We start from the raw sequence: 13,475 nt of genomic DNA, 5'->3' as shown, positions 1-13,475 counted from the left end.
TGATTCGGCGGCGTTGGTGACCGGTACGGGCCCCGCCGGGTGTGGGCCCTGGGGTGTGGGGGAGGGCGCCGATAAGCGACCGCTGATGCGCCGGGGTCCCAACAGGGCAGTCAGAAGCGGTGAGTCGGAATCGGCCAGATCGGTGGAATTCATTCGGTGCGCGACTTTGTGGGGTGGTCAGGCTTGTCCAGTGGTGGCGGGTGGGTACCGTGCGCACGGCCGTCGGCGAACCCATGGTCAGCCTCCCGCAGCGCTCGCAGCTCGTCGCGCAGGCCGGCCAGGTGGGCGATCGACGGTCTGGTTCTCACTATGTGACTCAACGTCGCCGCCTCGGCGGCCTGGCAGGTCGGGCCTGGCACAGATGAAATAGGTCAAGGTGATCGAGACCGGCGCGACCGCCGCCGCCGCTAGCTACTTCGACCTGAAAAAGTCGGGGCGTGGCGGTGCCTGAACTGGTGGTTGTCTGACGCGATGATGGCCTCGAACCCTTGGGCAAGAAGGGATCGAGGCCATCGTGCTCAAAACTGTAAACGACCAGTTGTCGCTGTGGGATGCAATCCTGCCTGCGGAGGTGTTGGTGTTGCCTGCCGAGTTGGCGCGGGTGGATGCGCTACTGGATGACCCGGCGTTCTTTATCCCGTTCACGCCGTACTTCGATCCGCGGATCGGGCGGCCGTCGGTACCGATGGAAACCTACCTGCGGCTGATGTTCTTGAAGTTCCGCTATCGGCTGGGCTTCGAATCGCTGTGCCGCGAAGTAGGCGATTCGATTTCCTGGCAACGGTTCTGCCGCATCCCGTTCGGGACGCGGGTGCCGCACCCGACGACGTTGACGAAGCTGACCAGCCGCTGCGGTGAGGCCGCCGTCGCCGGACTCAACGAGGCCCTGCTGAGCAAGTCCGCCGCGGCGAAACTGATCCGCACCGACAAAGTTCGCGCCGACACCACGGTGGTCGAAGCAGCGGTGGCGTACCCGACCGACTCGGGGTTGTTGGCCAAGGCCGTCGGCGGCATCGCCGGCACGGTCAAGCGGATTCAGGCCGCCGGTGGGGCCGTTCGCACCCGGGTGCGTGATCGCAGTCGGTCGGCGGGGCAGCGGGCTCGCGCGATCGCGGCCAAACTGCGGCTACGAGGTGCGGCGGCCCGCGAAGAGAGCCAAGCCGCGGTGCTGCGGATCACCGGCCAGTTGACCGACGTCGCCGAAGCGGCAATGGCCGACGCCGAGGCGGTCTTGCGCAACGCACGCAGAGGTCTACGCACCGCGACGGGCCGGCGCCGCGGTCGCCTGCACCGGGCGATCAACGACCTGGCCACCCTGCTGGTGCGCACCGGACAGGTGATCGCACAGACTCGTAGCCGGCTGGCTGGGGTGATGCCGGATTCGGCGGGCCGGATCGTGAGCTTTCACGACGTCGATGCCCGCCCGATCCGTAAGGGCCGGCTCGGCAAACCGGTGGAATTCGGCTACAAAGCCCAGGTCGTCGACAACACCGACGGGATCATCCTCGACCACAGCGTGCACGTCGGAAACCCGGCCGACGCACCTCAACTGGCGCCGGCGATCGCCCGCATCACCGATCGGACCGGGCGCGCTCCGACTGCGGTAACCGCCGACCGAGGCTACGGATACGCCGCGGTTGAAGCCGATCTGCACCATCTCGGGGTGCGCCGCGTGGCCATTCCTCGAGCCAGTAAGCCAGGCGCCGCCCGGCGGGAGTTCGAACATCGAAAAGCGTTCCGGGCCAAGATCAAATGGCGGACCGGATGCGAAGGCCGGATCAACCACCTCAAACGCAGCTACGGATGGAACCGCAACCGAACTGACCACCCTGGCCGGTGCACGCATCTGGTGCGGACACGGAGTCTTCGCCCACAACCTGGTCAAAATCAGCGCCCTGGCCGCATGACACCCATCCCACCACCGGCACGATCATTACGACCAGCACCGCCATCAAGCAGCACTAACCATCAACCCTTTTTCGGGTCGAAGTAGCTAAGCTAGCTAAGCTAAGTCGACATCATTGCCCGTCCGACCGATGCGCCGCCGACCGTTGGGCTTTGGGCGTCTCGATTTCCGCGCGCACTGGTCGAGCTGTTGACTCGTTGCACCCCGCAGTCGGCGTCGTGCTCTGGCGGTGCCCGCGCATCGCTAGCCACATCATCAGCCCGATCCCGACAGGACAGGCCAGGGCCGCGAGTGCCAGCAGCACCGACTGCATGTCTTCTCTGTGAGGCGGCCGCAGTCCACCCACCAACATCTACGGTCTACGTACCGACACAGTAGACCACTGTTGCGCCGTCGCACGCGCAGTGTCGGGCGCCGTTCGACGGCGCGTGATGACCAGACCCGGTGGTTGCGGGTTAGAGGAGATCGCAGGCCGTGGGCGCCCGTTGTCCTGAACCGAAACGGAGAAGCCGCCCGGGCGGGTTCGCGGGCCGACCTGGGCGCAGCGATGTCGGTTACCCTGAATGCAGCGTTGCAGCCGCGTGCTAGGGAGGCGTCAGTGGGCGTTGCGGTTTGCCTGTTGCTGTATAGCTTTGCGGTCGCGGTGATCGTGCCCGGGCTACTGGTGCGCCTGACCCGGTCGGGCGCGGCACCATGGCTGGCGATTGCCGCATGGCTGACCGCGATCGTCAGCGTGCTGGCATCCTGGCTGGTCGCGGTCGGCTTCCTGGTGGTCGCGGTGGCGCAAAACCCGGAGCAGCCAGGACGGCTAGCGAGCACGTGTTTCGCGGCGATGCGCCAGATCGCCGTCGGTGGTTCCGGGCCGCTGCTGCAGGCAGCGCTGTTCGCGCTGACCGCGGCGGCCACCAGCGCCCTGGCGATTCTGGGGTGGCGCCTGACTCGATCGATGCGGCGCGCACGCGCACTAAGCCACCGCCACGCCGCCGACGCCCGCATCATCGGGCGCCGCGTTGCCGGGCTGGACGCCGTCGTGGTCGATGCCCCCGAACGGCTCGCCTATTCGGTGGCCGGGCGCCCCGACACCATCGTGGTCACCAGCGCCGCGCTCGACGCGCTCGACGAGGGCTGCCTCGATGCGGTGCTGGCGCACGAGCGTGCCCACCTCAGCGGGCGCCACCACCTGATGCTGGCCCTGACGCGCGGTTTGGCCGCGACCCTGCCACGCGTTGCACTGTTCGCCATCGGCGCACGCGAATTCGCCGGGCTTACCGAAATGGCGGCTGACGACGCGGCCGCGCGCCGGCACGGCCCCGACACCGTGCTCGGCGCGCTTCTGGCCCTGTCCGTACAGGCGCCCATTCCCAGCTGTGCGGCCGCGGCGACCGGTACCGATGTGCTGGCCCGCGCGCAGCGATTGGCCACACCCACCGTGGCGGGATGGCGCACGCGGCTGATGCTCGGCGCCATGACGTTGCTGGTGGTGTTGGTGCCACTGGTCGTCGGGGTGCACGTCGCGATCGGATATGGGCTGTGCAACCCGATGGGGGCTTTTGGGCAGGCTATTGCTGCGGGCTGATCTCGCGGCGTGCGGCGGCGCAGCGGCCGCTTCGCGCCGGTGTCCGTAAGCATCGTCTGGTGGCACGTGAGGTGGCCGATCAGAGCGCCACGTAGCTGCGCCCCCTAACACGGTTACTATCTACGTACGGACATCGTAGGTAAGCTGTGGGCATACGCCGCCGGCCCTGCGTAGGAAAGGTGAGCGCCGTGTCGAACAACAGATCATTCACAACGGCAAGCCCAACATCGTCCGTTCCCCCATCAGCGCTGAGCGGGCGTGCGAGCGAGCCGTGGATCCGGCACCGAAATCGACTCGAGGAGGGGCCTTTGCGCAGGCGCCGGCATGTAGCGGCAACCGTACTGGGCGCGGTGCTCGTGTTGATCGGCGCGTCTGGAACGTTGGTGGTGAGCTCACAGAGGGAGTGCACGCGCCGGTGTCCACCCGCCCACGCCGCCCCACCGTCACCGGTCCGCGCGCCATCGCCGGTGGCAGCGAGGATCACCGTGACCCCGCCGCCCGAAGCCAGCGACGTCGACCCGCTCGGGGAGGTGCTGGTGACCGCGACAACCGGGACTCTGACCGAGGTGGCGATGTCCAACGAAGACGGCACCCGCATCGCGGGGATCATGACGCCCGACAACACCGCGTGGAAGCCTGACGTCGCGCTAGGCTACGGCCGCACCTACACCCTGACGATCACCGCCACCGGCACCGATGGCAGCATCGCCAGGCAGGTGTCGAGATTCACGACGCTGACCCCGCACAATCAGACCAAGGTCTACCTGACAACCACCGCCGCAACCCCATTGCACGACAGCGACACGTACGGAATTGGCACCGTGGTGGTCGCGCACTTCGACGAACCGATCCCCGACCGCGCCGCCGCCGAACGCCGGCTGTCGATCACCACATCGCCGCCCGTGCCGGGATCGTGGTATTGGATTGATGACCAGAATGCGCACTGGCGACCCCAGCAGTACTTTGCCCCGGGCACCGTGGTCACCGCGGCGGCCAATGTCTACGGAATCCCTTTGGGCAATGGCCTTTACGGTCAAGAAGATAGCCGTGTGACGTTTCGGATCGGAGATGCCCACGTATCGATCGCCGACGATCAGACCAAACAGGTCAGCGTGTACAACAACGGCGTGCTGGTGCGAACGATGCCGACGTCTATGGGAATGGGTGGTAGCGAAACCATTGGCGGGCGGGCTATCTCGTTTTGGACTCAGCGCGGTACCTACACCGTGATGGACAAGGCCAATCCGGTGATCATGGACTCCTCCACCTTCGGGCTACCGATCAACTCCCGGCTGGGTTATCGCGAAACCATCAAGTACGCCACCCGGATCAGCACCGACGGGGTGTACCTGCACGAGCTCGATGCCACCGTCTGGGCGCAGGGCAATACCAACGTGACCCACGGCTGTCTGAACCTCAACCGCGAAAACGCCCAATGGTTCTACGAATTCTCCCAACTCGGCGACATCGTCGAGGTCCGCAACACCGGCGGCGAGGCGCTCCAACTGTGGCAAAACGGCGACTGGACAATGCCCTGGCAGCAGTGGCTAAGGGGCAGCGCGCTGCCCTGACCTCGCGCCTTGGCTGCTGCCGCAACAAACGTCGGGCCCGCTCCGTCGCGGCGAATGACGTGCCCCAGCAACCGAGCCCGAATAATGTGCTCGACGCTCGGGGGCGCTCCCGACTGGTGCCCGGCCACTTCCTGGAGCAGATCAGCCCCGGGTGGGGGTGATGCGACGCGCGGCCGACATCGGATCAGCAGCAGCGCTGGCCGCGCCAGGCATCGCGGCCTTCCCTGACCGCGACCACGGCGATGACCAGGGCCATGACCGGGTCGGCCCAGGACCATCCGAGCAGCGAGTTGAGCAGTAGCCCGACGAGCAAGACGCCGGACAGGTTAAGTGCACAGCAGGGTTTGCTTGGAATCCGCGACGGCACTGGCCGATCCCAGCTCGCGCCCCGCGCGACGCTGCGCATATGACAGGACCGGCATCACCACCAACGAGACTGCGGCGAGCACGATCCCGGCGGGGGAGTGCCCGGCGGTGTCCCCGCCGAGCAGCGAGCGCACCGATTCGGCGGTGACGTAGGCGGCCAATGCGAAGAAGGACAGCGCAATCACCTTCAGCGCGTGCCGTTCCCGCGCCTCGGGGTCTTCGCCGGAGAACTGCCACGCCACGGCGGCGGCCGAGGCTACCTCGATGACCGAATCGAGCCCGAAACCGATCAGCGCGGTCGACGAGGCCACCGCGCCGGCCGCGAGCGCGATGATCGCCTCGATGATGTTGTAGCCGATCGTCGCCGCGACCAGCAGCCGCACCCGTCGCGTCAGCACGGTCCGACGTCGCTGACCAACGTGATCGATGACGGCTGCGGGTGCGGACGCGCAGCACTCGTCGGGGCTCGCGGGCTGCTCGCTCGACGGGGTGGTGAACGACAGGGGGAGTCGACGGCCGCCGTCCTCGCTCATGACCGCAGCCCCGCCGGAATCGTCGCGGCGCCCGGCCGGCCGTCATCGACGCACGACTGATCGGGATCCACCGCGAGCACGAGCTCCACCAGCTCGCGCAGCGCCCGGGCTAGCTGCACGTCGGCCAGCGCGTAGCGCACCTGGCGGCCCTGATACGTCGCCACCACCAGGCCACAGCCCCTCAGACACCCCAAATGATTGGACACGTTGGACCGCGTGAGCCCCAACTCGGAGGCCAGCTGACCGGGGTAGCTTGCCCCATCGAGCAGGGCAATCAAGATCCGGCACCGGGTGGGGTCGGCCAGCGCCCGGCCAAGCCGGGCAAGCGCCGCCTCCCGCACCTTATACGTCAGCATTCATAGAACAGTACAGTGTTGGCTGATATAACTGCAGGCGCCACCGTTGGTCGACCCCCTCTGGGCAATCGGCCTACGATCGGTGTTCTGCGGTTATAGGGAGGCATGGTGCCGATTCGATTCACGCCCGGTCGACCATGAGGCCGGCCGCGCTAGTGCGGCGGCATGACGCGCATCCGCTTTGGACGCGGATCGCGTTGTGCGGCTTGCTGGGTGGGCTGCTATTGGCGGTATTGGGCATGCCACATCTCGACATCCATGGCCCGCTGCATTACCTCGGTGTGATGGACCCGTTCTGCGGCGGCACCCGATCGGTGTACCGGACGCTGCGCGGCCATCTTCGCGACGCGGTGCGCTACAACCCAGCCGGCCCCATGCTTGTCCTCGCCGCCGTCGCGCTCGCGCTCCGGGCCGCGATCGGCTGGTCGAGCCGTCGCTGGCTGGACGTGCACATGCCAGCGCGATTGCTCATTCCGGTGGCGGTGGTGACGCTTGTCGCCCTCGACGTGAATCAGCAGCTGCACGGGCGTTGTTGCTGCAGCCGTGGGGCGGGGCGTGACAGGCGCGCGGCAACGGTTGTTGTCCACCGTCGCCGGGCAGCTCGGCCCGCCCCACGGTCTGCTGGAACGTGGGGCCGCCATCATGCTGAATCGGGGCAACCGGCGCTCGGATGGCCGCGGTGCAGGCGACGGAAATCGGGGTGGGTGGGGTAGCCGCCGACATCGGGTTCGGTGGACCCAAGGAGGCGGCGGCTCATGTTGCGCAGAGTGTAGTTGCACGGTTAGTCGACGGCATCGGAAAGGGTAGAGACGCAGGCTGTTTCGTCGATCCGCTGTCGGGCTTGCAGCAACGAGTGTAGCAGACACACCCGACGGTGTTGACAGCCTTTCGTCAGGTTTTAGTACGCAAACTCTCAGTGTATGTGAGGTCATTCCGGGAAGGCTTGGTCCTGGAAGGACATGACGAAGCCGTTGACCCGACTTGTGGCGGATCGACCGTCCGCGACGGCTCACCGAGACCGCGAACATGCGGCGGTTTAGGTAGGAGGTATTGCGTGGCAATCGATTTCGGGCTCTTACCGCCGGAGATCAACTCGACTCGCATGTATACAGGTCCTGGAGCGGGGCCACTACTCGCCGCGGCAGCGGCCTGGGACGACGTGGCCGCGCAGCTGCACGCCACGGCGGCGAGCTACTCTTCGCTGGTCTCGGGGCTGACGGCGGGGTGGCGGGGTCCGGCGTCGGCGTCGATGACGGCTGCGGCCGCGCCATATGCGGCATGGATGAATGGGACCGCCGTGCAGGCCGAGCAGACCGCTATCCAGGCTAGGGCGGCGGCCGCCGCATTTGAGATTGCGTTCGCGGCGACGGTGCCGCCGGCGGCGGTCACGGCCAACCGTGCGCGGTTGCTGGCGCTGATCGCGACGAATTTCTTCGGGCAAAACACCCCGGCGATCATGGCGACCCAGGCCGAATATATCGAAATGTGGGCGCAGGATGCCGCTGCCATGTACGGCTATGCTGGCTCCTCGGCGGCGGCGGCCCAGGTGATGCCGTTCACCCCGGCGCCGCAGACCACGAACCCGGCCGGGACGACCGCACAGGCTTCCGCGGTTACCCAAGCCACTAGCACGGCGGCCGGCGTTGAGGCGACGCACCTGCCGCGACTGATGTCCGTGGTGCCACAGTTTCTGCGGGGCCTCGCAACGCCCGCAGCGCCCACCGCTGCGGCGGCGGCTGATCCTCCATCGGCCTCAACGCTGACATCGGTTTTGTCAGCTTTTACAACCGGGACGTATTCTCCGTTCTCGCTGTATGCCCCGGTGGGCTCCACCTACTTGTTCGGCTGGTACTACTACCTGACTCCGCAGGCCGGATACAACTACGGGAACGCGCTTAGCAAAGTGCAATCTACGAGCGGTGGGGCACTCGCGGGGGGCGGGCCGGGTCTGCGCATGGTGGGCACACCGGTACTGAGCGCTCCGGGAGCGAGCGCACCAGTGGTGGCCGGCATGGGCCGTGCGGGCCTGGTCGGAGGCTTGTCCGTGCCGCAAGGCTGGGCGTCGGCAGCCCCCAAGATCAAGGCCCTCGCCGCCATGGTGCCTGAAAGTCTTCTGAGTGCTGCTCCGGCGGCGCTTGCAGCGGATGGTCAGGGAAGCATGTTCGGCAGTATGGTGCTGTCCGGCCTGGCCGGACGGGCCATGGCCGGAACCGGCGGGGCCGCTGCCCGGTCCGCGGGCATCGGGGGCGCCGCTCAGGTCGCAGAGGCCACCACAGCCAACATTTTCGTGATCCACGAGGCCGGCGAATGAGCACCGCGAGCGCGACATCGCCCCGCACGACCAAAACCGCCAACACGATCGCCGCCAATTGAGGAGTCTAGCAATGGATTACGGCGCCTTGCCTCCCGAGATCAACTCCGCTCGCATGTATACTGGTCCAGGGGCGGGATCGATGCTGGCCGCTAGCGCGGCATGGGATGGGCTGGCCGCCGAACTGCGCTCGACCGGAGCCTCGTATTCCTCGGTGGTTTCGGGGCTGACCGCGGCGTGGCTGGGCCCGTCATCGGCGAGTATGAGGGCTGCGGCCGCGCCGTATGTGGCGTGGCTGACCGCCACCGGGGCGCAAGCCGAGCTGACCGCCAACCAGGCCCGGGCGGCGGCAGCCGCCTACGAGGCCGCGTTTGCGGCCACGGTGCCCCCGCCGGTGATCGAGGCGAATCGCGCTGAGTTGGCGGCGCTGATTTCTGCCAACATTCTCGGTCAGAACGCTGCGGCGATCGCGGCCAACGAAGCCCGATACGCCGCGATGTGGGCTCAGGATTCCGCCGCGATGTATGGCTACGCCGGCCAATCCGCGGCTGCCGCCGCGGTGACGCCGTTTGATGCGCCCTCGCAAAACACCAACCCGGCTGGCACTGCGGGTCAAGCCGCTGCGGTTACCCGGGTCGTCGGTACCTCGGCCGGGGCGAACACCCAGTCGGCGTTGTCGCAGCTGACATCGGCGACACCGAGCGCGCTGCAAAGCCTCGCAGTACCAACCGCTCCAGCCGATCCTCCGTCGTCGTTGCTTACTGCACTTAGCAACATCACCAGCCCGACGGACCCGTTGACCCAAGTCCTGGGGTATTACGAGCTTTTCGGCAAACAGATCCTGGTGGCAAACGACACTTTCGTCAGTCTGATCTCGGGTCTGAACATCGCGACGCAGCACCTGAACGACATTGCGTCCGTTGCAGGTGGCGCAGGTGCGGTGTCCTCTGTGGCGGCGGGGCTGGGGTCAGCGCCTGCGCTGGGATCGGCGGGCTTGGCCGGGGCCGGGTCAGCGGTGTCGGCGGGTGTCGGCCAGGCCGGGTTGGTGGGCGGGCTGGCGGTTCCGCCAAGTTGGGCCGTGGCCACCCCCGCGATCCGGACGGTCGCTGCGGTGTTGTCGGGCACCTCGGAGGGTGCCATTGGGGCAGCCGCGGTAAGCCAGGGCAGTTTTTACAGCGGGATGGCCGTGGCGGGTATGGCCGGAGGCGTGCTCGGCGCGGCCGTTCCCCGTGCCGTATCCGGTATCGGCGTTCAGCGGCGCGATGCCTCGGCTAACGGCGGCACAAGTCTCAAAGACAGCGAGTCCCCCGAGAACTTGCAGCGCGTCGTGGCCCAGATGGTGGAGAATCCGGACAGCGTGCAGCACTGGCACACCGATCCCGACAACCTCGACGGCCTGCTCGCCGAATTGCGGAAAAAACCGGGCACCCACGCCGTACACGTGAAAAACGGCAAGCTTAAACTCACGCTGCCACAGTCATAAGCGCTCATCCGGCGCAGTGAGTGAACGCCGCGGCCCCAATCAGCGGTCAGCGGCCCAGCCTGTCCTTTAGCTCGGATCGCTGGGCGTGTCAGGCCAGGCCGGACAGAGCCATGTTGCCGTCGATCCTTTTGGCCCGGATCGCTGGGCGTGTCAGACGACTGGCACAGGTATCCGTCGATCTTGACGTGATCGATCCTTTTGACCCGGATCGCTGGGCGTGCCAAGGCGGACTTGGCCTGCGGGTTCGGCGCTGTGTGCGAGCACTCATGTTGAATTATAGGTCTTGCTGTGTCGGGCTGCAGACGAAAACGCGCATCGGCACCGGTCATGATCGATCGACCGGTGCCGGGGTGTTGGGCTGGGAGTTTAGTGCTCGCGCAAGCATGAGAACGGTCGCCGAGAGGTCCTGGTCGTAGGTGCGCCCGCACCCGCTGCAGGTGATTAGTCGCTGCTGGGATTGGCTGTCGACGCGGTTTTCGTGGCCGCAGCCGGCGTGGATGCGGCTCAATCCGGCGGCCGGCACCACGGTCACCAGCACCCCGTTACGCGTTGCAGCGGCGACGATGGTTTGCCGCAGCGTACCGGGGGCGGCGTGGTCGCGGCGGCGGTCGATTTCGCGCTGCCGGTCGGTGGGTAGCTCGCTGCACTCGAGGGCGCCTCGGATCAGGGTGGACATGTTGGTGTCATCGACGACGATTTGGCCACATTGGGTGACCAGGGTGTGGGCGACTTGACGCCACAGGTCGTCGCGGTAGCCCAGCGCCCGCGAACGGCCGTGGCCTTGCTGCTGCCAGAGCAACCGGTCAGCGCGCCGCCAGGACTCTAACGGGCCGGCGACCTCGATGCCGCTGTCTCGCCAGGCCCGGGCCAGTGCGGCGAACCGGGCCGGTGAGCGCCACTGCGCCACATCGGCGGCGGTGATCTGCTCGCCCTGGCGGGTGGGATGCGGGCGCGGACCGTGCTCGCGCAGCCAGTCGCTGACCTTGGCTCGAATACCGTCCAATGCCAAATCACGTACCGACGCTGTCTCGGCGTGGCGCTGCAGCCGCGCCGCGATCGACCTCGGTGCGACGACATGGCCCGACAGTGCGTCGGCGATAGGCACGATCACGTGGGCGAGCTTGCGTGGGATCACAAGTGGCTGGTTGGCGCGCCAATGCGCGACCACGGTGCCGACCTCGGTGGCGCGCCAGCCCAAATGTATTGCCACAGTGGGCCGCTCATGGCGCTCGGCGACCGTCTCGCTCGGGAGGCGCGCGGTGATGGACAGCCGTGCCCGCAGGTCGGCCCCGACTCTGGTGAGTGTCAGTTTGGCGCCAATGATATCGACGTCGGGGGGCAGCCACCGGTGCGCCTGTACAGGCAGGTCGACCCATTGCGCTTGGCCCTCAACGGATCCGCAGCGCATCCGAACGGTGACGCGCCCAGCGCGGCGTTGCTCGGCGCGCGACATGGCCGCCCACTGGTCTGGGTCGATCCACGGCACGTGCAGCACATTGCGGTAGCGGCCATCAGGATCGGCCAGCACAGCTGGACTACGCGGCGGCAGGCCAGCCTGTCGCTGCAGTTGCACCGCGATAGTGCCGGTGCCGTCGAAGCGGCGGTGGCGCAGCGTCGCTGGCCGACCTTCGGCGCGCTGTTGCTGAACGCGCCGCGCCGCGGTCTTGTGCTGGTCAAGCAGGGTGTTGAAGCTCGCCCAGTAGAGGTCTCCCTGCTGGCAGTAGCGGCGGTAGAGGGCTTTCTGATCGGCGGCGAGCCGGCCGGCCCGATCACGGCGCCGCTGTGCGGCTGCATCTCTGACCTCGGCGATGGCGTCACGCCGGGCCTGGCGAGCGGCTTTGAGCCTGGCGCGCGTCTCGCGCAGCTGTTGCGTGATCGCCGGATCCACGTGTTTGCCGCGCGCGGCGACCCGGGCTGCTTTCACCCCCGCACTGGCGGCAGCCGCGTCTTCTGCTGCTGCCGCCACCTGCGCCTCGGCGCTAGCCACCCCCGGATACGATGACCAAATCTGCTTAATGTCTTCGTCGTAGGCCAGCTGCAGGCTGACCAGATCCTCGCGCAGACTGTGAGCGAGCCGCAGCTGCCGGCGCACGACATCAGGAATCTGCCAACGGTAATGCACACCCATGGTGTGAACCGTGATCGTCGTCGCCGATGCCGGCGATTGAGCCGCGGCCGCCTGTCCAACAGTCACATGTAACTCCCTACGTTTCCTGGGCGGCCGTCGTAACGGGCCCAACCCGCAGTTGCATTCCGTAGGGCCCCGCCGCGAACGGGTCATAGTGAGTCGGCTCCACGCGGTATCCAACGCATCGCCGATGTCTCTTTGTGGCGCGTGTGTTGGCTCCGGAGTTGACAAGCACGATCACCATCCCCGCTACAGGGTTGTCGCGTGTGACGCTGAAGACCGCTCGGGGGACGGCACAACCAAGCCGGTGGGCTATCGCCCGTCGCGCATGATGCTCAATGTAGCGGGTCCGCACTTGCTTGATACGTGCCACGGGACTTTCCTTTGCTGGGTGCCAGCTAACGCCTGTTAGGGGTGATTCTCCCGCTTAGGCATGGCCATTTGCTACGTTTGCCTTCCTTCGAAGCGCCCTGACAGACGTTGTGCCCCTTCGATGGCATTCCCGACAACCTAAGCCGGACTTGTACCCGAGTTTTCTGTGCTGAAACAGCTTCGCGCACACCATGGTTCCCTGTGGGTTGTCTGGCCGTTGGCTGTCTTTCGATGGATTCGATGGCTTCGCCCCGCGGGCACACCACTAACCAATGAGGCCGGCGCGCTCAACCATCCTGAACTCCATCGGCGAGCCTTGCTTCCGACCGTCGATGGAGTCCGTTCTTGAGGAGCACTGCGCCCTCTGACTACCATTGCAACGCCTTGGCGAGCACATCAGAGCCCAAGTCGGCAACCTCGTTGCGCGCAACCCCAAGACAAAGTGACCCCGCGTCGCCATGGCCATAGTTGTCACGATCCGGGTGCCGGGCTGGGTTTCCAACCGCACACCACCGGGGCGAAATGGCCGCAACCCCACCCCAGGAGGAGTCGGTCGACTCCACGCGGCACGTTAACGATCATGTTCTGGGTGTCAGCGTTTGCACTGCTTCCGATCACGTGGGCGGCAGTCACCCATGACGGGGAAGTGCCATCATTGACTATCCGAAGCAGGGCGCCCCGATGCGGACCGATGGCCGAATCATCGGCCGACTTGCGGGCACCCAGGCCAGCACAGTTGACGATCACGTCGGCCCCGTACTCGGCGCGTAGCCGCTGCTCCTGCTCGACGAGCGACCCCACGGGCGATCGCATGGACGGTGCTACACGATATCCCGGGATTTTGCGGGTGCCGATCGCGAGCGGATTCGACAC

General features: G+C 66.8%; 9 protein-coding genes and 1 pseudogene. 6 read left to right on the top strand and 4 right to left on the bottom strand.

The annotated features are described in order from the left end of the window. Window positions 1–149 precede the first annotated feature (149 nt). Entirely contained in the window at window positions 150–308 is a 159-nt protein-coding gene (locus AC5Y7V_RS29465; protein WP_499883541.1) for a hypothetical protein, read from the bottom strand. Window positions 309–514: 206 nt separating this feature from the next. Here AC5Y7V_RS29465 and AC5Y7V_RS29460 point away from each other — a divergent pair, with 206 nt between their 5' ends. The 3 genes from AC5Y7V_RS29460 (at window position 515) to AC5Y7V_RS29450 (ending at window position 5,053) form a co-directional block, all read left to right on the top strand. Then, window positions 515–1,993, top strand: coding sequence for an ISNCY family transposase (locus AC5Y7V_RS29460; RefSeq protein ID WP_499883540.1), 1,479 nt, complete (start codon window positions 515–517; stop codon window positions 1,991–1,993). A 511-nt stretch (window positions 1,994–2,504) separates the two neighbouring features. Beyond that, entirely contained in the window at window positions 2,505–3,482 is a 978-nt protein-coding gene (locus AC5Y7V_RS29455; protein WP_499883539.1) for a M56 family metallopeptidase, read from the top strand. Window positions 3,483–3,790: 308 nt separating this feature from the next. Continuing rightward, window positions 3,791–5,053, top strand: coding sequence for a L,D-transpeptidase (locus tag AC5Y7V_RS29450; RefSeq protein WP_499883538.1), 1,263 nt, complete (start codon window positions 3,791–3,793; stop codon window positions 5,051–5,053). A 184-nt stretch (window positions 5,054–5,237) separates the two neighbouring features. On the opposite strand, the pseudogene AC5Y7V_RS29445 reads toward AC5Y7V_RS29450, so the two are convergent. Together AC5Y7V_RS29445 and cmtR are read right to left on the bottom strand one after the other, a co-directional pair. Further along, window positions 5,238–5,952: pseudogene (locus AC5Y7V_RS29445) on the bottom strand (cation efflux transmembrane domain-containing protein). Then, the gene (gene cmtR / locus AC5Y7V_RS29440) at window positions 5,949–6,308 is read right to left on the bottom strand and encodes a Cd(II)/Pb(II)-sensing metalloregulatory transcriptional regulator CmtR (RefSeq protein ID WP_499883537.1); all 360 of its coding nucleotides are present in this window, start codon (window positions 6,306–6,308) and stop codon (window positions 5,949–5,951) included. Before cmtR ends, AC5Y7V_RS29445 begins: the two are co-directional and overlap by 4 nt. Before the next feature lie 137 nt (window positions 6,309–6,445). Between cmtR and AC5Y7V_RS29435 the strand changes: the two genes are divergently transcribed. The 3 genes from AC5Y7V_RS29435 to AC5Y7V_RS29425 all read left to right on the top strand — a co-directional run bounded on the left by AC5Y7V_RS29435 (window position 6,446) and on the right by AC5Y7V_RS29425 (window position 10,102). After that, window positions 6,446–7,021, top strand: coding sequence for a DUF2752 domain-containing protein (locus AC5Y7V_RS29435; RefSeq protein WP_499883536.1), 576 nt, complete (start codon window positions 6,446–6,448; stop codon window positions 7,019–7,021). Window positions 7,022–7,368: 347 nt separating this feature from the next. Beyond that, window positions 7,369–8,619 carry a PPE family protein gene (locus tag AC5Y7V_RS29430; protein ID WP_499883559.1) on the top strand — a complete coding sequence of 417 codons (1,251 nt, stop codon included), beginning with the start codon at window positions 7,369–7,371 and terminating at the stop codon, window positions 8,617–8,619. Between the two features lie 73 nt (window positions 8,620–8,692). Further along, the gene (locus AC5Y7V_RS29425; protein ID WP_499883535.1) at window positions 8,693–10,102 is read left to right on the top strand and encodes a PPE family protein; all 1,410 of its coding nucleotides are present in this window, start codon (window positions 8,693–8,695) and stop codon (window positions 10,100–10,102) included. 325 nt (window positions 10,103–10,427) lie between these two features. Here the strand turns inward: AC5Y7V_RS29425 and AC5Y7V_RS29420 are convergent, their stop codons facing one another. Further along, a complete protein-coding gene (locus AC5Y7V_RS29420) occupies window positions 10,428–12,296 on the bottom strand; it encodes a hypothetical protein (RefSeq protein WP_499883534.1) in 1,869 nt (622 codons plus the stop codon). Window positions 12,297–13,475 lie beyond the last annotated feature (1,179 nt).

The sequence above is a fragment of the Mycobacterium sp. NGS34 genome, from assembly GCF_059812845.1.
This window is presented reverse-complemented; position numbering and strand designations above follow the sequence as displayed.

Bases quoted from the DNA above. Each gene is read 5' to 3' on its own strand.
- cmtR (WP_499883537.1), bottom strand. From the start codon at position 6,308: ATGCTGACGTATAAGGTGCGGGAGGCGGCGCTTGCCCGGCTTGGCCGG.
- AC5Y7V_RS29425 (WP_499883535.1), top strand. From the start codon at position 8,693: ATGGATTACGGCGCCTTGCCTCCCGAGATCAACTCCGCTCGCATGTAT.
- AC5Y7V_RS29435 (WP_499883536.1), top strand. From the start codon at position 6,446: ATGAGGCCGGCCGCGCTAGTGCGGCGGCATGACGCGCATCCGCTTTGG.